Here is a 24,361-nt window from a genome sequence, read left to right as displayed (position 1 = left end):
TTTCCTACTATCTTTGCTCAACACAGGTACATTGCGTATGCTAGAGCCATACATCCGCATCTGTGGCTCCATTAGGCCACAAATCTGTGTGGATAAGGATTGCCTCAATGACAGTGATTGAACGTACCGCCTATCCACGATTTTCGCGCGCTCCCTCTGTCAACGAATTGCGTGAACTCTTTACACCTACCCCACACGACGTGGCCTTTGTGACCACCAGAGCACGCGGCGACGGCCCACAGTTAACGCTCATGGTCTTGCTCAAAGTCTTTCAACGGCTGGGCTATTTTCCCAACCCGCAAGAGATTCCAGGAGCGGTCATTAGCCACATTCGAGCCATGATGCGGTTTCCTGACGACCTGGTGCCTGATATTGTTCCACGCACGATGTATCGCTATCATGCGGCTATTCGCACACACCTGGATATTATCAGCAATGGGAAAGTTATTCGCCATGTCGCAGCACAAGCCGTCTACAATGCCGCCCAGGTGATGGACACGCCAGCAGATCTGATCAACGCCGCAATCGAAACCTTGGTCAAAGAGCACTGCGAGCTTCCCGCTTTTCGCACGTTGGATCTACTCGTCACCCGTGTGCGCAAGCTGGTGAATGGGCGACTCTTTCAGACCGTGCTCAATCGTCTCTCGGGGTCGGAACAAACCATGCTTGAGCACCTCATCGACAGGGATGCGCCAGGTCACTTCACCGATTTCAACCTGATCAAAGAAGCCCCGAAGAGTGCGAGCCTCACGCATCTGGATGAATGGCTCGACAAACTGTCCTGGCTGACCGCTCTTGGCAACATGGAGCGCCTGCTCGAAGGGATATCGCACGCGAAAATTAAACATCTCGCAGCAGAGGCCCGTGCATTGCATAGCCTAACTCAATAAGCACATTAGGATTAGGAGTTGGGCGGTCTTGCCGCTCGTTATAAGATGCAGTGTTAATGATCGAAATGTCACAGACAAAAGCATCCGCTTGGTCAATTTTATCGAATATTGTCTGAGAGATATCAGGAGAACCAGGAACATCAAGGGTATCGTGCTCAAGCCTTGGGGCATCTGCAGCAATTGTATCATCGTTCTTCATTGCCTTAACGGCCTTTTCCAAAGCCTCTTTAATAAAGCCACGGTTCGTAGAATTAGGAAGATCTGATTGCCAGGAATAAAAAACAATGCGATGGTCCGTTTCCATAAAACCTTCCTTGTCATTCACTCTCGTTTTCATTTTTGTAAAGGTGTAAATGTTGGAATTAATCTGGTGGAACTAGGACAATTATCCTGGTCCTCGTATCGCAAAACATCGTCTAATGCCTTGAGTTTAAAATTCCACCGCAAACAACTTCAACTCCTCGTTCTCAGGTGGAAATATGATCATCCGCTCAAAGCGCAGCCCCAACTTTTCCAGCAATCTCGCAGAGCTCACATTATCGGGAGTGGTAATAGCTACAATGCGCTTGAGGGCAAACTCCTGTTTGCCATACTCCAGCATTGCTGAGGCCGCTTCATAGGCATATCCCTTCCCCCGAAACGTGGGCAGAAAGGCAAAGCCGATATCCACATCTTCCAATGTATCCCGCTTAATCAGGCCACACATGCCAATGGGGACATTTCCCTCTTTCAAGGCCACCAGGTAGAGACCAAATCCCACACGGTTATACATGGCAAGAGGCCTGGTCTCAATATATGAGCGAGCATCATCGAGAGTCCTCACGCCAAAGTCGCCAATAAATTGCACCCATCCGGGATCATTCAAAAGCTCCAGAATAAATGGTGCATCCTCCAGCGAGAAGCGCCGCTGTATCAAGCGCTCAGTTTCCAATAATGGATGGACTGAAGAGATAGTTGTACGTTGCTCAAAGGGTGGATGATTAGTATCTTGTTGTGCCATACACGGCTTCTTTCTTCAATAAAATTTTTCAAAGCGAAACAACCTTTACCTGGTAGTATGCTATGGGAAGAATCATGTTAGCAAGTGGCACCTTATCAGCTTCTGTATATGAGGCTCTGAGTTAAGGAGCGACCCAATTTGCCGCAGGGGAGATAAGTTCGGTCCAGTTTCGTGAAAACTGTGCCGCATACTGGTCTTATCGGCGCAGTTTTCACCGTCTTGCGGGATGTTATCGGCACAGTGACCGTCCTTATCTCGCAAAAAAACTGTACCGATAATCCAACTGTGATTTTACCCCCACGTAGGCAGTATCTGTGAATCCTGGCTCATGTCCCATTCTGTTACTCCCTCCCTCCCTTGAAAAAGGAAACCTCTGAGAGGAGGTACGCAGAGCACAAAAAAACCTGTAGCCGGCTGGCACGCCAAGTCGTCGGCTGGCTTTGAGCTCGACTTCGTTTGTTTGTTCAAGCTAAGCTGCTGGGGAAGTGGGCTCTAACTTCACCTCGTAGCCGAGTTTCTCTAACCGGCGAACGAGTCGCTTCTGGACCGCTTGCCGGTCCCATTCATCGAAGTCATTGCCTCCTAATTCTTCATAGTCTTCGTCTTCTGAGAGGATGTGGTAGATTATCACCAGGAGCGTGTGCCCAATGGCAATCGTTGCCTTCTTGCCCCCTCGGCGAACGACGAGTCGCTGATATTGGGCAGAGAGGTAAGAATCCTTACAGTGGGTGGCAGCATGAGCTGCCTCCACCAGGGCAGAACGGAGCCAGGGGCTGCCTTTGCGCGTCTTTCCATTCAAACGTTTGCCCCCGCTCTCGTTGTTGCCCGGGCACATCCCTGCCCATGAAGCCAGGTGCCGCGCATCAGGAAAACGGTTCATATCCGGTCCAATCTCGGCCAGGATGACTTCTGCCAGACGCCGCTTGATGCCTGGAATCGTCGAGAGTCGCTGGATCTGGTGCTCATACGGACGTAAGCGCTCAGCAATTTCCGTGTTCATGCGCTCGATGCCTTCATCAAGCGTGTCAATGTCGGCGAGTTGCTCTCCAATCAGAAAGCAATGGTGAGGTTTAAGCTGCACGTGTAGGGCTTGCGCAAGCAGGTCGCGTTTGGCCCGCATCCTTCCCCGTGCCAGTTCGGCTAAAACGGTTGCATCGGCTTCTCCAGCCAATAAGGCGGTCAGCATGTCACGCGCCGATCTGCCCATGACATCACTAGCGACCGAAGCGAGCTTGATGTTGGCCTCTTCTAACGTCTGCTGCAAGCGATTGATCAGACGCGTGCGTTCCTCAGTGAGGCTCATACGGTACCGGGTCAGTTCGCGTACCTCTCGTTGGGGTGCGGGAGGGATAAAACTGGGGTTGAGGAGCCCATGTTGCAGCAAATCGGCGATCCATTCCGCGTCTTTGAGATCGGTCTTTCGCCCTGGCACCGCCTTCAGGTGCTGAGCATTGACCACCAGCACTTCCAGATGGCTTTCCAGCACATTAAAGATTGGTTTCCAGTAATTTGCCGTACTTTCCATGGCGACATGTGTCACCTCCAGATCGTTGAGCCATTGGCGTAATCGAAGCAAGTCTGGCATCATCGTGCCGAACGTTTGCCGCTCCTTGTGCCGCTGGCCTAATGAATCAAGAATGCTGGCGCACACAACGACCGTTCTCTTGTGGACATCGAGCCCCGCGCATCTCTCATACACAACGTTCATGCGTCACCTCCGGAGAGAAATGGACGGGTGACGGGATGCCCAAGCTGGATCAAATTCTCCCTTGCGTGCTTCCCAAGTGGGAGCGACAGACGGTGGTGCTTGCGGGGCATCCTGGATCACACTGGTGGTCCGGCTCGCAGCGCGAGTAACAAATCGATCTCTGACGTTACACCCGCCCTGCTAATAGTCTACCCTTTTTCATGCGCGGTGGTGCGTCAGGGCGCATGACCCACTGGTGGCGAAGTCAAAAACTCTCCCTTAGGCTGCTGGCTTCATCACCTGCTTGAAAGGAGAAATACGGGCTTGCTCTGGTACTTCTCCCCTCAGGAAGTCGAGTGAGTTGCACCAGGTTCATTGCCGCTGCGATGGCGACATGAGCCAGATGCGTTTTGCGAAGGCCAATGTAGCGTGAGCGGCGCAATTCCATGGTGCGGACCCCTTGTGAATGGACTCCTTCAATGCCTGCTCGATGACGATACGTCTCTTTGAACGCAGCCGTGTGTTCTCGTTCACGTGCAGCAAACAGTGCCTGCATCTGCTCCTTTGGATGCAGCGTCATGCTGCGTCGCGGCGTTCCGGTACACAGCGTCCGAGAGGGGCAGACCTTGCAATCATTGATGGAAAACTTTACTTTGATGAGTGATTTGTTTGCCTCTTGAATGGGCGTCCAGCTCGAACTGGTGCGCCCCTGTGGGCAAGTGACGGTCTCGGCTTCCCAATCAATGGAGAAGTGCGTGAGGTCGTAACCAGTCTCAGCCTGATACCAATGGGTTTTGAGGGTGGGACCAACCAGGTCCACTTCATGGTCAGATTGACTTTGAACAAGGTTCGCAATTGTGACGTATCCCGAATCCACGAGATGCTGATCTGGAAGCAGTTCCTTCTCCGCCAGATCCGCATGGATTGCTGAAATAATTCCCTCATCGCTCAGGGGAGCAGCCGTGGTCTGAACAGCAGTGATCAGTTGAGGAGCATCTTCATCACATGTCTGGGTAAAGTGCACTTTGTATCCAGTCCAGAATGTACTTCGCTTCTTGCCATTTCTCGCGTCAAGGTCATAGGGGGAAGTCACCAGCTGAGCTGCTGGCAGAACTGGCTCTTTCCTCCATTGCCCTCCTTGCTCCTGTGCTTCAAACTGTTGCTCCCAAATGGTGCGGAGTGTGGTCACAGCAGGTAAGGTTCGCATCCAATCTGGGACGCAAGGAGACTGGAGCGCATCCAGGAGCATCCAGCCATCAGTTCCCACTTGATTGGCGTACTGCGTACGCTCTTGCTCCTCCTTGGGTAAGCGTTCCTCTTCGAGACGTTGTCCGTATCGTTCCACCCACTCGACTGGGACGTGGGCGCGAATCCAGCCAGGTGTGACTTCCGAGAGGACATTCAACACATAGACCATGGTCTGAGCAACGCGCAAGGTGCGACTGAGGGAGCGGATTTTCGCGAGGATATGAGTGGAGTCGGTTCGTTGTCGTCCGTGAGCCTTCAGCCACCCTCCCTCCCGACACTGCTCCACTAGCAGATCGAGCAGGCGCTGTTCAGCCTTGCCCTCGACCAGGCGAACACGAAACTCGGAAAGAATCGTATGATCAAAGCCAGCGTCGCAGAGTTCCAGGCTGAGTGCATACTTCCACGCCAGTCGGTCTCATACAGCGTCAGCGGCCTGACGATCGGTCAAGCCTTCCATAAATTGAAAGATGGTCACAAGTGCCAAGCACCACGGAGCGAAAGCAGGTTGGCCATGGGTCGGAAACAGGTCAGCAAATGCCTCATCAGTGTAAATGGTTCCCAGCGTGTCACGGATCTGCATAAACACGTTTCCACGGGGAAAGACCGCATGAGCAATACGAACAATTTCTTCTGGAATTGGTAGTAAAAGCGAAGAGTTAACAGATTTTAGGCTGAAGAGTGATCAAGCGGTGCGAAGAGTGATCAGCACACCCATGCACCATTGAAGAAACCGCTCCACATCTAAGGTATTAGTGGGAAGTGTTGTAAATTAGGAGTCGTTAGATGTTTTGAGAAGTGTTCTCGTATTGTGGGAGATACACGATAGATTTCGGAAGTGTGTACTGAAGCTGCATCCCCATTTCCTCGAACAATCGAATTTGACGTGCCTGAACTTTTTTAGCTAAAAATACAATTTGTGAGAAAGCCCACTCTGTTTGAAACCAGGGAATCAGCGCTTGAAGCACTCGCCTGTCGAGATTGTCCACAAGGCAACTCTGACGCACCCAGAAGGTAACATAAGCACTGTTCTCAGGAAGATACTCAACAAAGATCCCAACACGTTGAAGTAGTCGCTCTAGTGGATTAATGTAAAGGCAACCCAAACACTCCGTTTCCGCCGGATTCATGACGGTGTAGGTGAAAGCAATACGATCATGGTGCTCCTGCTCATGTCGTATCAGATCAGCCAAATTCTCTTCTAAGGTAAAACCTTCGCGCGGCCATCTCCCACCACTCTTCAGGAGCAACTCAGCGCGGCTCGTAATCACTGCCTCATAGTCGAGCTCAACATCAACCGCTCTTAATGGTCGTACCAGGAACTCTTCTGCCCAGAGTGTTTCCGGGACAACCGCATTGCCTGGATAAAACATACTCCTCATCCTTTCTAGGCCATCATACATGTAAAGAAATGAGCAAATCTTCAAAAAAAGGAACATCATTTTTGGAGAAATGGACAATCATTGTCCACATACAACATCCCAGTCTGTTGACCCTTTGGCAGCCCAACGTTTTGAAGTCAGGAGAGTCTGTCTTTTGCGAGGCTTGTGTGGTGGAAAGCGAATGACACCCTTGCTTGGGGAGAGCGAACGCGTTCTTCCACAGTCAGGACATTCCACGACAGCTACGGAACTTTCGGTAAATCGTTTGATATCGATGGGAACCACTCCAAAAATGCGCAGTTAGACTATTTGCTCGTTTCCACCGTTTCCGTTGTGAGCTGCTGCTCGTTTTCCTGAGCTGTTTCCTGCTCTTGTACTGTTTCATTGATACGTGCTGATGCTGCTCCATCCCTGTTGGGAACCAGATCATCAGGACCTGCTCCATCAATGACTCGAAACGTATCGTGGCGGAGCACGAGAAGCTCTGCGATATCCCTACATGTGGAAAACATTCTTCACTCTGGCTGTTCCTGACGTAAAATGCTATATAATACCAAATCATGCCAAGCCCCATTACGCCATTGAGCTTGGCGCATTACTCCCTCACGTGTGAAGTTGCTTTTTTCCAATGCCCTCTGCTCAGCTTTATTCTCGATATCTGTGAGTGTCTCTATACGTACGACAGGATGGGTTGCAAAAAGATAGCGTACAAGGAGTTTATGAGCCTCGGTTCCATAGCCCAGACCACGATGCTCCTCCGCTAATTCAATGCCAAAAAAGTAGACGATATTTCCCTGGCTTGGACCATGCCTCACTGGTCGATAATCAATCATTCCCACTATTTGCTCATTGTGCGTCACAACAGCAAGTCGATTAAACGTATCACTGAGAAAACCGTTTTTGTTAAATTCTTGTTCAAGACCCTCAGAATTATGGAAACCGAAGAAGTTAAACTCACTCGTTACTTCAGGATTGCCAAAGTGCGTCTGAAGATATGCGATTTCAGTGCGTTTAAAAGGGCGTAAATAGATTTTTTCTCCTCGTATCATTTTTCACTATTTCCTTATCATCTGAAGATGTACAAGCACAATTTACATTCTTGAGAAGAAGAATACCAGATGAGAAGCGGTTTTTCCAGGGACATCTGTACCATTGATCACTCTTCGCGCCGCTTGATCACTCTTCATTCGAAAATCTGACCACTCTTCGCTTTTACTACCAGGAATCGGCGGAATCGGCAGCGATTTGAGTGACATGGGTGACCTCCCTATCAACAGAGCAACAAACCATACATCTTCTCCTCTATTAATTGATGAGAACCAGGCTCGCTCTTTGACTTCGCCACCAGTGGGTCATGCGCCCTGACGCACCACCGCGCATGAAAAAGGGTAGACTATTAGCAGGGCGGGTGTAACGTCAGAGATCGATTTGTTACTCGCGCTGCGAGCCGGACCACCAGTGTGATCCAGGATGCCCCGCAAGCACCACCGTCTGTCGCTCCCACTTGGGAAGCACGCAAGGGAGAATTTGATCCAGCTTGGGCATCCCGTCACCCGTCCATTTCTCTCCGGAGGTGACGCATGAACGTTGTGTATGAGAGATGCGCGGGGCTCGATGTCCACAAGAGAACGGTCGTTGTGTGCGCCAGCATTCTTGATTCATTAGGCCAGCGGCACAAGGAGCGGCAAACGTTCGGCACGATGATGCCAGACTTGCTTCGATTACGCCAATGGCTCAACGATCTGGAGGTGACACATGTCGCCATGGAAAGTACGGCAAATTACTGGAAACCAATCTTTAATGTGCTGGAAAGCCATCTGGAAGTGCTGGTGGTCAATGCTCAGCACCTGAAGGCGGTGCCAGGGCGAAAGACCGATCTCAAAGACGCGGAATGGATCGCCGATTTGCTGCAACATGGGCTCCTCAACCCCAGTTTTATCCCTCCCGCACCCCAACGAGAGGTACGCGAACTGACCCGGTACCGTATGAGCCTCACTGAGGAACGCACGCGTCTGATCAATCGCTTGCAGCAGACGTTAGAAGAGGCCAACATCAAGCTCGCTTCGGTCGCTAGTGATGTCATGGGCAGATCGGCGCGTGACATGCTGACCGCCTTATTGGCTGGAGAAGCCGATGCAACCGTTTTAGCCGAACTGGCACGGGGAAGGATGCGGGCCAAACGCGACCTGCTTGCGCAAGCCCTACACGTGCAGCTTAAACCTCACCATTGCTTTCTGATTGGAGAGCAACTCGCCGACATTGACACGCTTGATGAAGGCATCGAGCGCATGAACACGGAAATTGCTGAGCGCTTACGTCCGTATGAGCACCAGATCCAGCGACTCTCGACGATTCCAGGCATCAAGCGGCGTCTGGCAGAAGTCATCCTGGCCGAGATTGGACCGGATATGAACCGTTTTCCTGATGCGCGGCACCTGGCTTCATGGGCAGGGATGTGCCCGGGCAACAACGAGAGCGGGGGCAAACGTTTGAATGGAAAGACGCGCAAAGGCAGCCCCTGGCTCCGTTCTGCCCTGGTGGAGGCAGCTCATGCTGCCACCCACTGTAAGGATTCTTACCTCTCTGCCCAATATCAGCGACTCGTCGTTCGCCGAGGGGGCAAGAAGGCAACGATTGCCATTGGGCACACGCTCCTGGTGATAATCTACCACATCCTCTCAGAAGACGAAGACTATGAAGAATTAGGAGGCAATGACTTCGATGAATGGGACCGGCAAGCGGTCCAGAAGCGACTCGTTCGCCGGTTAGAGAAACTCGGCTACGAGGTGAAGTTAGAGCCCACTTCCCCAGCAGCTTAGCTTGAACAAACAAACGAAGTCGAGCTCAAAGCCAGCCGACGACTTGGCGTGCCAGCCGGCTACAGGTTTTTTTTGTGCTCTGCGTACCTCCTCTCAGAGGTTTCCTTTTTCAAGGGAGGAACCTCTTGCATCATGAGTCACCCCGAAGTTTTGAACCACGTGTTCGGAATTTCGGGGAATTTTTTCTAAGAGGCTTCAGTAAATGGAGGAGGAAATTGATACCAGAAGCGGCTTAATGCCCAGCGGAGGCGGTAGAGCGGTGCTTTTGCTTTCCGATAACGTTCCCCTGTTCAGTGGCAATAGTGCCGCAAAAGCCATACTTTGAGGTGCTCTTTAGCGAATCTACCAATGAAAGTAAATACGCTAGGTGGTGTCCGTCATGAGTATGCGTGCGCGGCTAAAGCAGGAATGTACGGTAGCGCGCCTGAGCGATTGAATTTGATGCTGGCAGACCTGCCCGAGAAGGGAAAGGTTTTGATGCCGGACGTTTTCAATTTGTGGACTGCGCTCCTCAAAAGCTACTCCGGATCAGACTTCAAAACTCCCATAAGAGAGACGCTGAACGCGTGAGCAAGCAAGGAGCAACATCATGACCCAACGACAGTTCAGTTCGGAAGAAAAATTACAGCGTGTCCGTTAGCTGGTCGGTGGCGAGAACGCTCTCAGCTAGCGGAGCCGTAAGGACAAGGTATCCCATACCACTATTCATATCTGATAGCGTCCCGTCAGGCATAATGCCAGGTGTTCCGTACGTCGACATCCAACGAGTATTGCCTGAAACTTCAATTCTATCACTAATGGGAGTGATCCTTGCTGTCACGCCTGTTTTATTCATGTTGCTCATAACGCGTCCAGCTTTTTCAGCGTGAGAACAACTGAAAAAGCTGGACGCATCGTTTCTCTATTTCCGGCAAGGCTTTTACACCAGGCTCCTGGGCTGAGGAACTCTTCACTCTAACGACTGCACATTCACTCGCGTGGAAGACTTTTGTCTTCTTCGCTCTCTTGTGTCGATACACGGATTTTTCTGCATGTACGCTGCCCTGCTTTCAAGAGGTGGATCGAATGGATGTCGTCTTTAAAACGAACATCTGCAGCCCCAGCATTCATCTCCACACTTGTATTTTTTTATGGCTCTCTGTTGGCTCTGGCTTTCTTACGCTTTTGCCGCAATGACCTCGAGTTCAACGAGAATTTCCGGGTAAATCAATTCGGTAACCACAGAAAACATGCCTGCTGGACAAACATCACCCAGGTAACGGCCTCGAACTTGAATATAGGCCGATTTATCCTCCGCGTGAATCAGATACTGGTTGACCTTCACGATATCAGCTACCCCCATGCCAGCAGCTTCCAGGATGGCCAGAATATTCTTCCAGGCCTGGTCGGCCTGCTCCTCAATCGTCTCTGGCAGGTATTGTCAACTTAAACAAAACGGCAGAGCTTACATACGGAAAAAGAGCTTCAAAGTGGGGGTCGTGCCCTTTTTCTGGCCTGGTTGCTGAAGAATCTTGGCTCATATGGCCTTGAAGTGGTGAAAGCTCATCAACAGAAATTTTTAAGTTGACAATACCCGGCAGATAATTCACGCCAGGGCCGGTTCGATACAAGCACTCCTGGCAGCCCATCAGCTTGTAACATCTTGGCGAGTGTGGCGGCAAGCTCTTGATTCACGTGGACGTCTCCTAACAAAAGATATGGTAGAGTTGGTCATGAGAAGGATATATGAAACACAAACATGAGTACCAGCCTGCAACACATGGCACCGAGAAAAAACCACCAGAGGACAAACAGCAACAGATCCCAACGTGAATAGTGCATAGGTAGCTCCCTTCCAATAAAAAAAGCCTTCTAGCAATTGCTAAAAAGGCTTAAAACAACATGTCTCATATTCAAAGTTAATAGAATATTAACTAGGGTCAGTAGGTGAAGATCCGAGTAACAGTTATGGAAATCGAGCGAAAGAAGGAAGCATACAGGTTCATAGTGACCCCGCATGCTTCCTTCTTCTAAGGCTGCCTTCCAGAAAACTCGCACGGCCAGATCCAGTAGTTGCAAACTACACGGTGCATGCTAGTTGCTGTTTCACATTTGATATCATAGAAGACTCTTCCACAGCGGCTCATTCTATGGCTATGCCACTGACGAGTTGCCAATACATGAGAGATACCGCATACATGTATTATTGTCCGCGCACGACACTGCGCACGGCATGCCACCCGTGACTTCCTTCAGTTCTTCATCGCTGAGTTCTGAACCAACGGGACTTGCTGGCAGGATACTCTCATCATACCCCTCACTTGATTTCCATGCGCGAATGATTTCTTCGATACTCATACGCTTCTCGCCTTTCTTTGTTATGTTCGGCACTATAAAAACGACTAATCTATGGCAACGGCCAACCAGTTTTTACATCTCATCACCTTAACATCTTGCAAAAACGTCTTGTATATGTCCTCGTTGTGACGAATGGTTGCCCTGATCGAACCGGGATGCCCGGGATTAAATTTACCTGGAGTTGTCTATACATTCCGTGTATTGCATATTCAAAGTCTAACGTTATGTGTGGAGATTTACGCCTGTAGAATTACCAGTTTTTGTACTGAGTACAGCTACACGCGTATAGGCTACCTCAGAGGTAGCCCCAGTAAAAATACCGGGGATATCAGGAGGCAACCGTGTTTTGTGCCCACTATGATATAAATGTTGGAGGCAAAATGAGTAGAACCAAATGGACAACACGTCGATAGTAGACGCAACCTATAATCATTTCGGATCACCTGTGAGCAGCGGGCAGATGGAGGATGCCCTGCCAGCGACAGAGCAGGCACACATGATAGCTGCCCCCGAAGTCCGATGATTGTCATAACCCGTCCTGCATCTGCGCCCTTGTCCGTGCCACTGGTCGCGGATGCATCCCCTCCTGGAAAGGAGGGTAAATCTTGCCTCTGCCAACGCTAGCATTATAGCAATACAGCATCTCTCCCTTGACCACATTGCGGTTATCCTCAATGTCCGTCTCGCCCTGTAGAGGAAACACTTTCGTCCGCGCCAGCGCTGGATTATACCAGCGAGGCTCTCGGCCAGAGGCAACACCTCCAACGAGATAATCAAGATAGGTGATCCAATGGTGGTAAGGAAAGCTTATTTGCCAGCTCTGTTCGGCGAGCTGCTCCAATAACATTAGGAATGGAGCCTCCCACGGGATGCGCAACGAGATGAAAACAAGCAGGCAGTGTGAGTTGACAGAGACAAAAGAGGGAAAACCCTTGTAAAACAGGGGAAAATGTGCCTCCTTAGAAGAAAGAAAAATACCATCATCTGCTTCTAAGGAGAATACTTGTAGTATGACACATTCCTCCATCCATCTGCAGATCGCTTCAGAGGATCGACCCTCAGTCCCCCACTGGCTGGGCGAGGTCGCTCTCGTGGCGCAGATCTTCACTGCCTCGGGTATCCTCAAGAACATCGAGGAGCAGGTCCGTTTTGCGCGTGCCAGATTCGGGATGTATGATCTGGTGGATTTTGTTGCGGTCCTCATCGGATACGCGTGAGTGCAGCTCCCACTAGTTCAAACTCGTCTGCAATTCCCTCCCGATCACCAGAGGACTCATCCAGAAAGTGGAGCCAGTCGCCCACTCTTCGATTGCCCCGAGGTGCCACCCACTCCAACCGGACCTACAGTGCGCTTGATCGTTGCGACCCACCCAGCTCCCTCTCCTAACAAACCGCCCATTGGAGTTCTACGGGCTGAGACGGTGTACGAATTGTTTCTCACAACAGCCAATCCTTCTGCCTTCACTTGCACTGATGTCCTTGATCTCTATCTGCACCGAGGCTCATTCGAAACCATTCTCGCCGACGAAGATCAGGAACAAGACACCGATCGTTGGTGTTCTCGCACTGCATGTGGCCAGGAATTCTGGCAAATTTTGAACCAATGGATCTGGAACCTGCGATTGGATTTGGGACAGCATCTCTCTCCCTTTCCTCTGTGTTTGACTGAATTTGCCCCGGCGGCTGAGTCATCATCGGTTCAGGCCATCGAACCAATTCAGGAGCAGCTCGAAGTTATCCCTTATGAACCACCCTCTGTTCAGACCTCCGAGTGGCTTCGTGACCGTTGCCTGACGCTTTTCTTCCCGCTTGTTTGTTTCCCCGATATCTTCTAGCACCTGAACAGCATAGATCGACCTTTCTCTATGTATCACTTCCGCTCTTGATCCAGCGCCGAGGTACGTGAAAAATAGGATATAGGAGAAACAGGTAGAAAGAGTAAGCGTGTCCAATTCTATCCTTTTCCGTCAAAGTCCTCTTTGTGCAGCCGCCCTATCGCAAGGGAGATCCTGTTGGCGAATGCGATCGTGAAGCGAACGCCCCATCCCACAGAGAAAAAGAGGCGAAAAGCAGGCGCACCGGCAGCGCCGACGCGCCTGCTTTTCGCCTCTTTTGCCAGAGAACGAGCCCCACGGGCCTGGCCCACGTTTAGAGCTTGACGACAACCTTGCCGTGGACATGACGGCTGGACTGAAACTCGGCTGCCGCGCGGATTTGTTCTATCGGGTAGGTCGCCGCAATGGGGACCTGGAGCTTGCCAGTAGCAACCAGTTCGGCAATGTATTCAAGGGTACCTGGGGCGGCATTGATTCCAGAAACTCCTATTACTCCCGGAATTTGAGCTGCGATAACGGAGATACGGTTATCTGGAACGCCGAGCTTACGCGCGGCTTCTACCGTCTCCGATCCGTATAAATCGGTAGCTGCGGTAATTCCATCGGGGGCAAGGGCCTGTACTCGTTCGGCCAGGCCCGCGCCGTAGGTCACCGGTTCGGCACCGAGGCCTCGTAAGTAGTCAAACGATGATGCGGAGCCGGTGCCGATGACGTTTGCCCCGGCCAAGCGGGCGAGTTGGATTGCGAAGACACCCACCCCTCCGGCTGCCCCGCCAATCAGGATGGTGTCGCCGTGCTCAAGCTTGAGCACGGCCAGTGCTGCTGAAGCCGCCCTCGCCGCGATGCTGAGCGTCGAGGCGGTGATGTCATCAATACCGTCTGGCGTATGATGCACCCCATCGCCCATAGATAGAGATCCTTCAAGGCTGATAACCACATAGTCAGCGACGGACCGCGAGATGGCGCTGCCAAATACTCGATCGCCGATGGCGAACCCGGTCACTCCGGTGCCGACCTCGTCCACTGTTCCCGCGTAGTCAGAGCCAAAACCGGTTGGCAGACTCAGACCGAACCTGGCGCCTGCCGTATCATTCGCAGTCATGATCCAATCCATCGGGTTCAAGCCAGCAGCAGCCACGCGGACCCGGATTTGTCCCGCGTGGGCATGCGGCTCAGCGACCTCACGCAGGTCTAGTTTTTCAAGCCCACCGAACGAATCCATGATGACGGCTCTGCTTCTCTGTGGTGACATCTCATTTCTCCATTTCAAATCCGTTGTACATTTTTCTGCTGGTCAACGGCGATCCGCTCCTCCGGGCCGCCGTAACGGTGATATTGAATGCTCTGCATAAGGATTTCCTTTCCTGTATTCAATCCGAAGTTGGAGTGAGCATTCATTCCAAATACCAGGCAAAAAAAACGAGCGTTTAAAACTAACGTTTGATGGCATCCCAGCAGGCCGACGTCGCTTGCTCAATAGTGGCCTGATCTAGGTGAATTTGCTGCCTTATGTGTGCTTCGACCAGCGCATTCGTCGTCCCCAAGAGCAACACTGACATCACGTCGAGCGGCATCGCTTTGAGCAGGTGCTGCTGTTGGGCGTCGATCATCACTTGATTGAAAGCCACGACCAGCGCTGGCACCTTCTCGCTTTTGGCCCGTTCCTGGATAAAAGGAATCTGCGCCAGTTGATTTGTGAGGAGAAATTCGCGTGGATGCTGAATGCTGTGCCGAACCAGGCTGTTGAGCAAGTATAAAACCCGGTCAACCACTGGCTGCGTTGCGTCATAGCCTTCCAGAACATGCAGGCTCATGTTGGCCTTTATCTCGCTGAACAGGCAAAACACGAGGTCTTCTTTGCTGGGGAAATAATTATAGATGGTCCCCATCCCAACCTGCGCCCGCTGCGCAATCTGGGACATGGCCACGTCCTGCAATCCCTGCTCGAAAACAAGATCGCGAGTCGCCAGAATGATCTGGTCACGTTTACTGCTCATCATACAGCCTGCTTTTCATTTGGAATGAACCCTCATTCCAACTATATGACACATTCAGTAACATGTCAAGAGTAATCCAGCAAATTCTATCGCCCAAGCAAAGTGGCTGTCTACAAGCATATCGATATCTTGTTAAAGATACCATCGATTGGGCCTTGCTGGAGACACACCGGACGGATCTGATGCAGGTAGCGCTCTCCGTTCGTGTCGGAAAGCTGCAACCCTCGATAAGGCTCGCGCAAGCTGGGCCATGAGAGTCGAAAAAATCGTCTCTGCCAGGCGTTTCGGGAGGTAGGAAGAGTTGTTCGCACCATCTTTTTGCTCCGGTACATTTTCAATATCCCCTTTTACTGTTTCTGCCCGTTCCCCCTATGTCCTGTTTTGCACGTACCTCGGCGCTAGGTCCTCTTGAGATGCTCACTCGTTTCTTCTTTGTTCGCTTGCTACCAGCTCGTTGCGCATCCCGTGGGTCAGTTGAAAGAAGTGAAATCGGTTGAGACACTTCAGCCAAAAGGCAACGGTGTTGGTCTCACCTGCTGCGAATACAGGTGGGAGAGTATCCCAACGTGGATACGAACTTGGTGTACAAGAGAGTAGGCCACAAAACACCCGGCGTAGAGGAGGCAGCTACGGGTTGCTAGAACACTTCTGAACGGAATTGGGGACTTCTGAAACCGCTTGACCCAAAAGGGGTGCGAGAATGCCAGCACGCGGGACAGAACGCGGAGGCGGCATAGGAGCCAAATGCCAGTTTGTAATGGACTGGACAAGACGAAGGCCCGCCAGGAAAGTTACCGATCCAAGTAGATCTTTAGATACCAAAACGTCGGTGGGAAACCACTTGAGCGTGGTCTACCAGTAAGACAGGGCTTCGGCCTTGCATGGAAAGGGTCCAAAACGGATCATCCAAAACGGATCATAGGAACGAGTACGGAAAGCGGAGTGCGGGGAAACTCGCCTGCTCCGTTTGGAACGGGGGAAAGGCCGAGAGGCCCTACCTATCGTTACAGGAATGAAGGAGAGTGATGAGTCAGAAAAAGAAAAGATATGAAAGGCCAGGAAGAGTGCGGGGATCTGTGTGGCTATGCGAGCAGTTTGACGCCAGTTACCTCATTCCAGGTTTGAAATCTGCCCAGTAAAATGGCACGGTACTCCCCGGCATGCAAACGATGTCTTCGCAGTTGAAAATGTCCTGCAATAGGACCGAAAGCAGAGAGAAAGCGTTGTGCCTGTTTGGCAGACGTAAATCGCCGCATCTTCTTCTCTCGCAGGCGCGTGGGTTGATGGGAGTTTTCCGCTTGATTGTTCAATCGTTTGTGCTGGCGATGCTCTACTCCAGGCAGAATCTCACGTTTCGCCGCCCCATAACTTCTGAGCTTATCAGTGATGATGACACGTGGGACAGAGTGGAGTTCTTTGAGGAGCTTACGGAAAAAAGCGTTTGGCTGCTCGTTTGTTCCTGCGGCTCTGGACGAGGATGTCGAGCACTGTGCCGTCCTGATCAACGGCTCGCCAAAGGACGTGCTTTTGTCCCTGCATGGGAAGCATGACCTCATCCATATGCCACTTGTCCCCACAACGAGGGCGACGATGGCGCAATTCATTCGCATAGGTCTGGCCGAATTTCAAACACCACTGCCGCACCGTTTCATACGTCACGACAACGCCTCGTTGTGCTAGAAGCTCTTCCACATCGCGAAAACTGAGCGAGAAACGGAAATACAACCAAACCGCGTGGCTGATCATTTCTGGTGGAAAACGGAACCCTTGAGCTTATCCGAAAACCAGTTGGTACAATGAAAAGAAAACCCGCGTGAGGTGAAGCAAGCATATGGCTCGAACACGTCCCTGGAAAGTCAGCGATGAGTTGTGGGAACACGTCCGCCCACTGATTCCAGTTCGCCCTCCTCACCCCAAGGGAGGACGACCAGCCGCCGATGATCGGGCAATGTTTGAGGCCATCGTGTACGTTCTGCGAACCGGCATTCAATGGAATGCTCTGCCCCGCGAAATGGGTGCCAGTTCCACCGTCTATGACCGATTTCGTCAATGGGCAGCCCAAGGCGTCTTCACTCGCCTGTGGGAAGCAGGTTTGCATCTCTATGATGAGTTACAAGGCATTGGCTGGGACTGGCAGAGTCTGGATAGCTCGATGTGCAAAGCCCCTTTCGCCCAAGCCGCTGTCGGACCAGCTCCCACCGACCGCGGCAAACAGGGAACCAAACGGAGCATTCTCTGTGATCGCCGAGGGATGCCCTTGGCCTTGGTCATTGATGGATCCAATCGCCATGATATGAAGCTGCTTGCCCCAACTTTGGAGCATCACGCCATTGCACGACCTGAACCCACTGTTGAGCATCCCCAGAATCTGTGCTTGAATGCTGGCTATGACTATGATGTCATCTACAGCCTCCTCTATGAAGAGGGATATGAGCCACATGTGCGTCTCAATCGCCATAACCATGCGTGGTATTAGCAAGCCCTTGAGCAACAGGGAGAGATACACGAGGCTGCCAATGCTCTGGAAGCCACCAAAGTCCCTAGACGGTGGGTGGTCGAGCGCCTCTTCTCCTGGCTCAATCGCTGGCGTCGAATCATCATTCGCTGGGAGAAGTTGGACTGCACCTACGATGCCTTCCTACGTTTGGCCTGTGCGCTCATTTGTTTCCATCATTGTGAACGTCTTTCAGTTTTCGGATAAGCTCTAATACTACAGCCGCACTTATGTGATACAACGAGGGAGAAATCAATCCGAGGAGGAGAGAGATGGAAGTGTTTCCCTCAATCGAAGATCTGCGTACCTGGGCGGATCGTTTGGAAGAAGTGCAAGTGCGGTTAGCGCCCTCCTTTGAGCGTTCGGAGCCACGCCAGCGGGCCATGGCCTATATTCGTGGGTTAATAAGCACCACCGAGCGAAAAAACGGGTGGCAACTCGCCGAATTGGCGAGAGAAGCCACACCCGACGGGATGCAACGTTTGCTCAACGCGGCGAAGTGGGATGTGGATCAGGTGCGCGATGACCTGCAGGAGTACATCCTCACCCATCTGGCTGACCCGGAGGCGGTGCTGGTGGTCGACGAGACGGGTTTTGTCAAGAAAGGGAACAAGTCCGCAGGCGTGGCAGCCCAATACAGCGGGACGGTCGGCAAGATCGCCAACTGCCAAATCGGAGTCTTTCTGGCCTACGCCAATCGGTATGGAGCGGTCCTGCTCGATCGGGAGTTGTATCTGCATGCCGACTGGGAGAAGGAGCCCGAGCGGTGCAAGGAGGCAGAGATCCCAGAGGGTCGGCGCACCACGATCCCCAAGCCAATGCTGGCCAAACAGATGCTGGAGCGTGCCTTCGCTCACGGGGTCAAAGCGACGTGGGTGACAGGTGATACCGTCTATGGCGGGGATACCAAACTGCGCATCTGGCTGGAGGAGCGCCTGCAGCCCTACGTGCTGGCCGTGCCGAAGAACCAGCGCATTGGGCTCAGCCATCGGGCAGATGAAGTTGTGGCGAGTTGGCCTGCCGAAAGGTGGCAACGTCTTTCAGCGGGAGAGGGCAGTCAAGGGCCGCGCTTCTACGATTGGGCCTGGCAGTCTCTGGACTTCCGGTGGACCGAGCCGGGCTGGAAGCAGTGGCTGCTGGCTCGGCGCAGTTTGTCCAACCCCACCGAGATCGCCTATTACTTCGTCTTCGCGCCAGAAGCAGTCACTTTGGAGCAGGTCGTGCGGACAGCGGGCAGCCGATGGCAAGTCGAAGAAGCCTTTGAACTGGCCAAACAGCAGGTCGGCTTGGATGAATACGAAGTGCGGCACTGGCAGGGGTGGTATCGGCATATCACTTTGGCGATGTTTGCCCTGGCGTTTTTGACGGTGATCAAAGTGGCAGGGCAAAAAAGGGGGCCCACTTTCAGGAGCGAGAAGTCGCAGAGCTTCTTCCCCTGACGGTCCCAGAAGTGCGCCGCCTGCTCTGGCGGCTGGTGTGGCAAGCACCTGCGACGCCGGAAAGTGTTCTGTACTGGTCACGCTGGCGTCGGCGACATCAAGCCAGAGCCAAACAATTCCATATCAAACGGCGAGCAAAGAAGCGGGCTGCATAAGTGCGGCTGTAGTACTAAGGGGGTGAGAGGTGCGACGATGTTATTGATATTTTTTAGCCTTGACAGAGGATACATATGTAGATTATCATATACTTAGATAGGCTAAGTAATAGAAAAGCTAAGTACTAGTATGCCTAAGTAATAGGCATAGGTGTGATCGATGGCAGATTCTTCTTCTTTTGATGAACTGAATATTGCGGACGAGTTGCTCGACCTGCTGCCAGAGTTATTGCGCCAGTTGCGTGTGGACCTGCCTGCCGAGGGGAGCCCTGAGCAGGAGAGTCCAGAGTGGCGTGATATCTCGGAGCTGCGCGCAACCAATGGGCAGGTGCGCCTGCTACGTATCCTGAGTACGCGGCAGCACTGCACGATGCAGGAGTTGGCTGAGCACCTGGGGGTCGCCGCGCCAACCGTAACCGCGATGGTCAAAAGGCTACTGGCCCAGGGCTTTGTTGAGCGTGTGCGTGATGAACAGGACTGGCGCGTGGTCTGGATCTCGCCAACCGAACGCGGGATGAACGCCTTCAGGGCGTATGACCAGTTGCGGCGTGAGAATCTGCGTCGCCGCCTGTCTCTGCTCCAGGTGAATGAACTTATGCAATTGCGCGCGTCCTTGCCGGTCCTTCGGCGTTTAATTGAGGTGAAGCATGACAATCACGGCTGAGAAACTCTCACGCTCCTTTGGGGAGATCCATGCGGTCAGGGGCATTGACCTGCATGTTGAGCGTGGCGAGACCTTTGGTTTTCTAGGCCCCAATGGGGCTGGTAAAAGCACCACTATGAAGATGTTCTCGACCCTCTTGCGCCCGACAAGTGGACACGCGATCATCAATGGCTATGATGTCGAGCGTCAGTCCTCCCAGGTACGCCGGAGTATCGGCATTGTCTTCCAGGACCCTACTCTCGACGAGTATCTGACAGCAGAGCAGAACCTGTATTATCATTGCATGATCTATCACACTCCCCCCAAGACGCGCGAGGCGCGCATAAGCGACGTACTGCGCCTGGTTGGCCTGGAGGAGCGGCGCAAGGACGTGGTCAAAACCTTTTCTGGAGGCATGAAGCGCCGCCTGGAGGTCGCGCGTGGTTTGTTGCATGAACCGCAGACCCTCTTCCTCGATGAACCCACGGTGGGCCTGGACCCCCAGACCCGGCGCAGCGTCTGGGAGCATGTCCTGAAGCTTCGTGAGAGCACAGGGTTGACCATCTTTATGACCACGCACTATATGGAAGAGGCTGAATATTGCGACCGGATCGCCATCATGGATCATGGGCAGATTGTGGCAGTCGACACGCCAGATGCGCTCAAACGGATGGTTGGACGAGATGTCGTGCGCCTTACCGTCTCCTCGCCCGAGCGCTCTGAAGCATTCCTCGCCCAGCAGCCAGCCTATAACGCACACCGAGATGGGGACGACATCATCGTCGAGGGTGATAACGGGCAGACCCTGGCGGCGCGTGTCATCCGTGAACTGACCCTGGCGGATATCGATGTGCTCAATGTGAGCGTTAGCTCGCCCACGCTGGAGGATGTCTTTGTTCATCTGACGGGTCGCGCCATTCGCGAAGAGTTGGCCAGCGCGAAGGACCGCATGGGTTCGCGCCTGCGCAGTCGTGGCCGTTTGCGCCGCTAGAGAGGGATAGCTGCAATGCTAAAAATGACTGAACCGGTTACCATGCCTGAGATTGTCCCCGAAAGTATCTCCGCCAATGCGCGTTTTATCGACCTGGAAGGCATCGCCATGATCTGGCGACGCGACATGGTGCGCCTCTGGCGCCAGCGTTCGCGTCTGCTAGGCGCTGTGGCGCGCGCTCTGGTCTGGCTCTTCGCGCTCGGATTCGGCCTGCGCGGCTCGCTCGGCTCTATCGCGGGCTTTAGCTACGAGCAGTTTGTCTTTCCCGGTGTGATCGCTATGACGGTCATCTTCAGTGGCTTGCAATCAGCGATCTCGATTGTCTATGATCGCGAGTTTGGCTTTCTTAAAGAGGTGCAGGTCGCGCCCACGCCGCGCTCAACCCTCGTCATCGGCAAGTGCCTGGGTGGCGCTTCTAGCTCAACGATCCAGGCCCTGATTATTCTGATCTTCGCGCCCTTTGCTGCCGTTCATCTCACGCCCTTGAACATCCTGGCAACCTTCGTGGCGACCTTCGTCACGGCCCTGGCTATCTCTGGTCTGGGGGTAGTGATCGCCATGTGGATCACCGATTTTGAGAACTTTGGCACGATCCAGAACTTTATCACCCTGCCTCTCTACATGTTTTCGGGCGCCATCTTCCCCACGCGCCAGGTTCCCGGCTGGCTGCATACCGTATTACTGCTCAACCCTTTGAGCTATGGCGTCAATGCCATTCGTGGATCACTACTTGGATACGAAGCCAGTAGTATCCCCTTTAACCTGGGCATCCTGCTTCTCTTCACCGTCGTTATGGTCGGCATCGCCATCTTCATGTCTCGCAAAGAGGTATAAAAGTCAAAAAGAAGTGAGTCGGCTGGCAGGCCTGCCAGCCGACTCACTTCTTTTTGACTTCTGCCAGGTGAAGTGTTGGATGATTGGCAGGTGAAGACGTCTATCTCTTTAGGACAGAGAACTCGATGTCTACCAGGCAGTGAGCGGCTACCTGGCTGAAGGCGAAAAGAGAGGGAAGCGTGTCAACATCGTCCTTGCATGTAGTCATTATAGGTGGCGGACTTGGAGGCCTGTGCCTCGCCCAAGGATTACGGCGTGTGGGGATAGACGTAGCACTTTATGAGCGGGATGCCTCGCCATACACGAGGAAGCAGGGCTATCGTCTGCATATTGATCGGCGAGGAATAGATGCCCTGCATTCTTGCCTCCCTCCGCACCTATTCGATCTGTGTATGGCAACCGCATCTCGCCCAGGAAGCCAGGTCACGATTGTCACAAAGCAGCTTAAGCCAATAAAGGTGATTGGTTTTTCCCAGGAAGACTCGCCCACAATTGTGCCAGTAAGCACTTCAGTCGACCGGCTGACCCTGCGCGAGATTCTTCTTATCGGCCTTGATGACATTGTACATTTCGGTAAAGAGTTTCTCCGATATGAGTACCTATCGGACGGCAGGGTGCGAGCATTCTTCAGCGATGGGACAGAGGCGTGCGGAGATGTGCTTATCGCGGCTGATGGCGTCAACTCACGTGTGCGCCAGCAGCTCCTCCCCCAGGCTTCCATTGAGGAGACAGATGTACGCTGCATTTATGGCAAGACGCTCCTGACCGAGGCTACACGTTCCTTTATCCCAGATTTTCTCTATCGTGGTTTTGCCCAGGTAGTTGGCTTCCACTTTAGCCTGGCCCTTGGTGTTGTTGACTTTCAGCAACTCCCTGCTGAGGCCGCGCGTAAGTTCGTGCCGGACGCATGTTTCCATACCACTGGCAGCTACTTGATGTGGTCATTGAACGCGAAACGCAGGCATATGGGGATGTCTGATGACAAGCTGTTTGGTCTGGATGGAGCACAGCTGCTACAGTTTGCCTTGCAGAAGACGAAGCGCTGGCATCCCACCCTGCGCGCATTGCTTGCTGCTGGCGATCCGGAGGCGACCTTTCCTATTGCTGTGCGGACGGCAGTGCCCTGCCAGCCCTGGAAGAGCACCTCGATCACTTTGCTGGGGGACGCTATTCATGCCATGAGTCCCGCAGGCGGTTCGGGAGCAAACATGGCCTTGCGTGATGCACACACTCTCTGTCAGGTCCTGAAGGCAGCCGCCTATGGCGAACGGCCTCTTATTCCCGCCATCCATGACTATGAAGCATTAATGCTGGAGGAGGGTTTTGAGGCCGTTCGCTTTTCAGCCAGCGGAGGGGTTTTACGCCGGTAAGGGACATTGAGCTGTATGTTGTGCGATGCTACTCAACGCATCGCACGCCCTTAAAATCTTAAAGGTTTATTCCTCGTTCCACTTCTCATCTAGGTGAGTGGAATAGTACTCAAGACCGCGCTTAAAGTACAGAAGCTTCTCGTCGGTGGTGGTTTCCAGCAGATTAGTCAAAGCGAGTTCCATCGCCTCTTTATACTGCTGCGAGTTGTAGAGGGACATCGAGAGAAAGATCTGGATGGCCCGGTTCTGTGGAAACTCCCGCATGCCGCGCCGTAGTGTCGCGACTGCTTTCTCATACTCGCCCAGCCCACGATAGGTGCTTCCCAGGCCCATCAAGGCACGCTCCAGGCTAGGGCCCGCGAGCCCCTGCTCGAGGGCGCGTAAGTAGAAGGGAACAGACTCATCTTCAAGCCCCAGGTTATCATTCACCACAGCATTCTGGTAGGTGATCTCGGCATCATCGGGGTAGGCCGCGTTCAACTCCATAAGGAGCGCCTTGGCCTGTCTCAGAATAGTCTGATCCTGTTTGGCGCGCCCCTCTTCGCGCAATTGGATGGCTTCAGCTAAACGTTCTCGTTCCATTTTTATCTTCTTCGAATCCTTTCTCTGCCTGTTTGCTTAACCATTCAATGGTATCACACTCTTTGGTGCCTGGCATAGGAGTAAGGGTTGTTTAGATTTCGCCCTCCGCCACAATTTTTGGTGAGTTCGCATTATCGCGGGCTGCTCGCCAGGCGGGGCTATCCATAAAGTGGTTGTCGTACAACTCCTGGGATGCTATGAGATCTGCCTGTGTTGCTTCCCCCTTCATGACACGCTCGGCCAACCGGAAGTATCCGAACCGATCCAATCCTGGGGCCTGGACAATCAGAAAATCCGCAGTATGAGTGGGGGTGGTTGCGAATGCATGGGCCATATTAGGTGGAACGACGACCATATCTCCTTTCCTAGCCGTGATCACCTTCTCACCAGCAAGCATTTGTAGTTCTCCATCGATGACGTAGAAGAGTTCAGCCGATTGATTATGGGTATGCGGCTTCGCCCCCTCAACGCCCCTCCCCATGGTCGTTCGCATAGTGCTAAGCGCTCCTCCAGTGTCACTGCCATCGGCGAGCAAACGCGTCATGAGTTGCGCGAACCCAAAAGTTTCCGCCTCACTCTCCCGTACAATGAGAGCTTCCGCAAAATTCGGTACAAGCATGGTCATATCTCTCTGGTTCCTTTCCTTTTCTTGACACTCAAT

The 24,361-nt window shown here is 52.7% G+C and carries 25 protein-coding genes and 3 pseudogenes; 11 read left to right on the top strand and 17 right to left on the bottom strand.

What is annotated here, in order from left to right; all coding sequences use genetic code 11:
- The first annotated feature begins 107 nt into the window (after window positions 1-107).
- Window positions 108-890 carry a DUF4158 domain-containing protein gene (locus JMJ16_RS51580; RefSeq protein ID WP_201394377.1) on the top strand — a complete coding sequence of 261 codons (783 nt, stop codon included), beginning with the start codon at window positions 108-110 and terminating at the stop codon, window positions 888-890.
- Here JMJ16_RS51580 and JMJ16_RS51575 read toward each other — a convergent pair.
- The 9 genes from JMJ16_RS51575 to JMJ16_RS51535 form a co-directional block, all read right to left on the bottom strand.
- Entirely contained in the window at window positions 841-1,194 is a 354-nt protein-coding gene (locus JMJ16_RS51575) for a hypothetical protein (protein WP_201394375.1), read from the bottom strand. The two genes, JMJ16_RS51580 and JMJ16_RS51575, sit on opposite strands and share 50 nt — an antisense overlap.
- Window positions 1,195-1,320: 126 nt before the next feature.
- Window positions 1,321-1,890: a GNAT family N-acetyltransferase gene (locus tag JMJ16_RS51570; protein WP_201394373.1), complete on the bottom strand. Its 570-nt coding sequence runs from the start codon at window positions 1,888-1,890 to the stop codon at window positions 1,321-1,323.
- Window positions 1,891-2,359: 469 nt separating this feature from the next.
- Entirely contained in the window at window positions 2,360-3,598 is a 1,239-nt protein-coding gene (locus JMJ16_RS51565; protein WP_201394358.1) for an IS110 family transposase, read from the bottom strand.
- A gap of 244 nt (window positions 3,599-3,842) precedes the next feature.
- Window positions 3,843-5,111: a transposase gene (locus tag JMJ16_RS51560; protein WP_201394371.1), complete on the bottom strand. Its 1,269-nt coding sequence runs from the start codon at window positions 5,109-5,111 to the stop codon at window positions 3,843-3,845.
- Window positions 5,112-5,240: 129 nt separating this feature from the next.
- Window positions 5,241-5,405, bottom strand: a complete 165-nt coding sequence (locus JMJ16_RS51555) for a hypothetical protein (RefSeq protein WP_201394369.1) — start codon at window positions 5,403-5,405, stop codon at window positions 5,241-5,243.
- A 199-nt stretch (window positions 5,406-5,604) separates the two neighbouring features.
- Entirely contained in the window at window positions 5,605-6,195 is a 591-nt protein-coding gene (locus JMJ16_RS51550) for a hypothetical protein (protein WP_201394367.1), read from the bottom strand.
- A gap of 314 nt (window positions 6,196-6,509) precedes the next feature.
- On the bottom strand, window positions 6,510-6,680 hold the full coding sequence (locus JMJ16_RS51545; protein WP_201394365.1) for a hypothetical protein: 171 nt from the start codon (window positions 6,678-6,680) through the stop codon (window positions 6,510-6,512).
- Between the two features lie 39 nt (window positions 6,681-6,719).
- The gene (locus JMJ16_RS51540) at window positions 6,720-7,253 is read right to left on the bottom strand and encodes a GNAT family N-acetyltransferase (protein WP_201394363.1); all 534 of its coding nucleotides are present in this window, start codon (window positions 7,251-7,253) and stop codon (window positions 6,720-6,722) included.
- Window positions 7,254-7,295: 42 nt separating this feature from the next.
- Window positions 7,296-7,460: a hypothetical protein gene (locus JMJ16_RS51535; protein ID WP_201394360.1), complete on the bottom strand. Its 165-nt coding sequence runs from the start codon at window positions 7,458-7,460 to the stop codon at window positions 7,296-7,298.
- Between the two features lie 324 nt (window positions 7,461-7,784).
- Here JMJ16_RS51535 and JMJ16_RS51530 point away from each other — a divergent pair, with 324 nt between their 5' ends.
- Window positions 7,785-9,023 carry an IS110 family transposase gene (locus tag JMJ16_RS51530; protein ID WP_201394358.1) on the top strand — a complete coding sequence of 413 codons (1,239 nt, stop codon included), beginning with the start codon at window positions 7,785-7,787 and terminating at the stop codon, window positions 9,021-9,023.
- A 1,156-nt stretch (window positions 9,024-10,179) separates the two neighbouring features.
- Here the strand turns inward: JMJ16_RS51530 and JMJ16_RS51525 are convergent.
- From JMJ16_RS51525 to JMJ16_RS51515, 3 genes are all read right to left on the bottom strand, one after another.
- On the bottom strand, window positions 10,180-10,425 hold the full coding sequence (locus tag JMJ16_RS51525) for a RidA family protein (RefSeq protein ID WP_255553343.1): 246 nt from the start codon (window positions 10,423-10,425) through the stop codon (window positions 10,180-10,182).
- A 731-nt stretch (window positions 10,426-11,156) separates the two neighbouring features.
- Window positions 11,157-11,360: a mersacidin/lichenicidin family type 2 lantibiotic gene (locus tag JMJ16_RS51520; protein WP_201394356.1), complete on the bottom strand. Its 204-nt coding sequence runs from the start codon at window positions 11,358-11,360 to the stop codon at window positions 11,157-11,159.
- 526 nt (window positions 11,361-11,886) lie between these two features.
- Window positions 11,887-12,207 carry a hypothetical protein gene (locus JMJ16_RS51515; RefSeq protein WP_201394354.1) on the bottom strand — a complete coding sequence of 107 codons (321 nt, stop codon included), beginning with the start codon at window positions 12,205-12,207 and terminating at the stop codon, window positions 11,887-11,889.
- Between the two features lie 163 nt (window positions 12,208-12,370).
- Between JMJ16_RS51515 and JMJ16_RS51510 the strand changes: the two genes are divergently transcribed.
- Window positions 12,371-12,577: a hypothetical protein gene (locus JMJ16_RS51510; RefSeq protein WP_201394352.1), complete on the top strand. Its 207-nt coding sequence runs from the start codon at window positions 12,371-12,373 to the stop codon at window positions 12,575-12,577.
- Window positions 12,578-13,195, top strand: a complete 618-nt coding sequence (locus JMJ16_RS51505) for a hypothetical protein (protein WP_201394350.1) — start codon at window positions 12,578-12,580, stop codon at window positions 13,193-13,195.
- A gap of 313 nt (window positions 13,196-13,508) precedes the next feature.
- On the opposite strand, the gene JMJ16_RS51500 is transcribed toward JMJ16_RS51505, so the two are convergent.
- Together JMJ16_RS51500 and JMJ16_RS51495 are read right to left on the bottom strand one after the other, a co-directional pair.
- Window positions 13,509-14,447 carry an NADP-dependent oxidoreductase gene (locus JMJ16_RS51500; protein ID WP_201394348.1) on the bottom strand — a complete coding sequence of 313 codons (939 nt, stop codon included), beginning with the start codon at window positions 14,445-14,447 and terminating at the stop codon, window positions 13,509-13,511.
- A 181-nt stretch (window positions 14,448-14,628) separates the two neighbouring features.
- Window positions 14,629-15,195, bottom strand: a complete 567-nt coding sequence (locus JMJ16_RS51495; protein WP_201394346.1) for a TetR/AcrR family transcriptional regulator — start codon at window positions 15,193-15,195, stop codon at window positions 14,629-14,631.
- Between the two features lie 78 nt (window positions 15,196-15,273).
- On the opposite strand from JMJ16_RS51495, the pseudogene JMJ16_RS57770 reads away from it, so the two are divergent.
- A pseudogene (locus JMJ16_RS57770) lies at window positions 15,274-15,531 on the top strand (Tn3 family transposase); the annotation flags it as partial.
- 743 nt (window positions 15,532-16,274) lie between these two features.
- On the opposite strand, the pseudogene JMJ16_RS51485 reads toward JMJ16_RS57770, so the two are convergent.
- Window positions 16,275-16,938: pseudogene (locus JMJ16_RS51485) on the bottom strand (IS6 family transposase).
- A gap of 85 nt (window positions 16,939-17,023) precedes the next feature.
- On the opposite strand from JMJ16_RS51485, the pseudogene JMJ16_RS51480 reads away from it, so the two are divergent.
- The 6 genes and pseudogenes from JMJ16_RS51480 to JMJ16_RS51455 all read left to right on the top strand — a co-directional run bounded on the left by JMJ16_RS51480 (window position 17,024) and on the right by JMJ16_RS51455 (window position 23,118).
- Window positions 17,024-17,893: pseudogene (locus JMJ16_RS51480) on the top strand (IS5 family transposase).
- 65 nt (window positions 17,894-17,958) lie between these two features.
- Window positions 17,959-19,125, top strand: a complete 1,167-nt coding sequence (locus JMJ16_RS51475; RefSeq protein ID WP_201394345.1) for an IS701 family transposase — start codon at window positions 17,959-17,961, stop codon at window positions 19,123-19,125.
- 315 nt (window positions 19,126-19,440) lie between these two features.
- Window positions 19,441-19,944 carry a MarR family winged helix-turn-helix transcriptional regulator gene (locus JMJ16_RS51470; protein ID WP_201394344.1) on the top strand — a complete coding sequence of 168 codons (504 nt, stop codon included), beginning with the start codon at window positions 19,441-19,443 and terminating at the stop codon, window positions 19,942-19,944.
- Entirely contained in the window at window positions 19,928-20,914 is a 987-nt protein-coding gene (locus tag JMJ16_RS51465) for an ATP-binding cassette domain-containing protein (protein WP_201394341.1), read from the top strand. The genes JMJ16_RS51470 and JMJ16_RS51465 overlap by 17 nt, the downstream gene beginning before the upstream one ends.
- Window positions 20,915-20,929: 15 nt before the next feature.
- Window positions 20,930-21,748: an ABC transporter permease gene (locus JMJ16_RS51460; protein ID WP_201394333.1), complete on the top strand. Its 819-nt coding sequence runs from the start codon at window positions 20,930-20,932 to the stop codon at window positions 21,746-21,748.
- Window positions 21,749-21,927: 179 nt separating this feature from the next.
- On the top strand, window positions 21,928-23,118 hold the full coding sequence (locus JMJ16_RS51455; protein WP_201394331.1) for an NAD(P)/FAD-dependent oxidoreductase: 1,191 nt from the start codon (window positions 21,928-21,930) through the stop codon (window positions 23,116-23,118).
- Window positions 23,119-23,184: 66 nt separating this feature from the next.
- Here JMJ16_RS51455 and JMJ16_RS51450 read toward each other — a convergent pair whose 3' ends face one another.
- Window positions 23,185-23,700, bottom strand: coding sequence for a tetratricopeptide repeat protein (locus tag JMJ16_RS51450; protein WP_201386855.1), 516 nt, complete (start codon window positions 23,698-23,700; stop codon window positions 23,185-23,187).
- A 91-nt stretch (window positions 23,701-23,791) separates the two neighbouring features.
- Window positions 23,792-24,325: a cupin domain-containing protein gene (locus JMJ16_RS51445; RefSeq protein WP_201394329.1), complete on the bottom strand. Its 534-nt coding sequence runs from the start codon at window positions 24,323-24,325 to the stop codon at window positions 23,792-23,794.
- Window positions 24,326-24,361: the final 36 nt, after the last annotated feature.

Source organism: Ktedonobacter sp. SOSP1-52, from assembly GCF_016587395.1.
The sequence above is the reverse complement of the archived record's forward strand: the minus strand, read 5'-3'. Positions and strand labels throughout refer to the sequence as shown.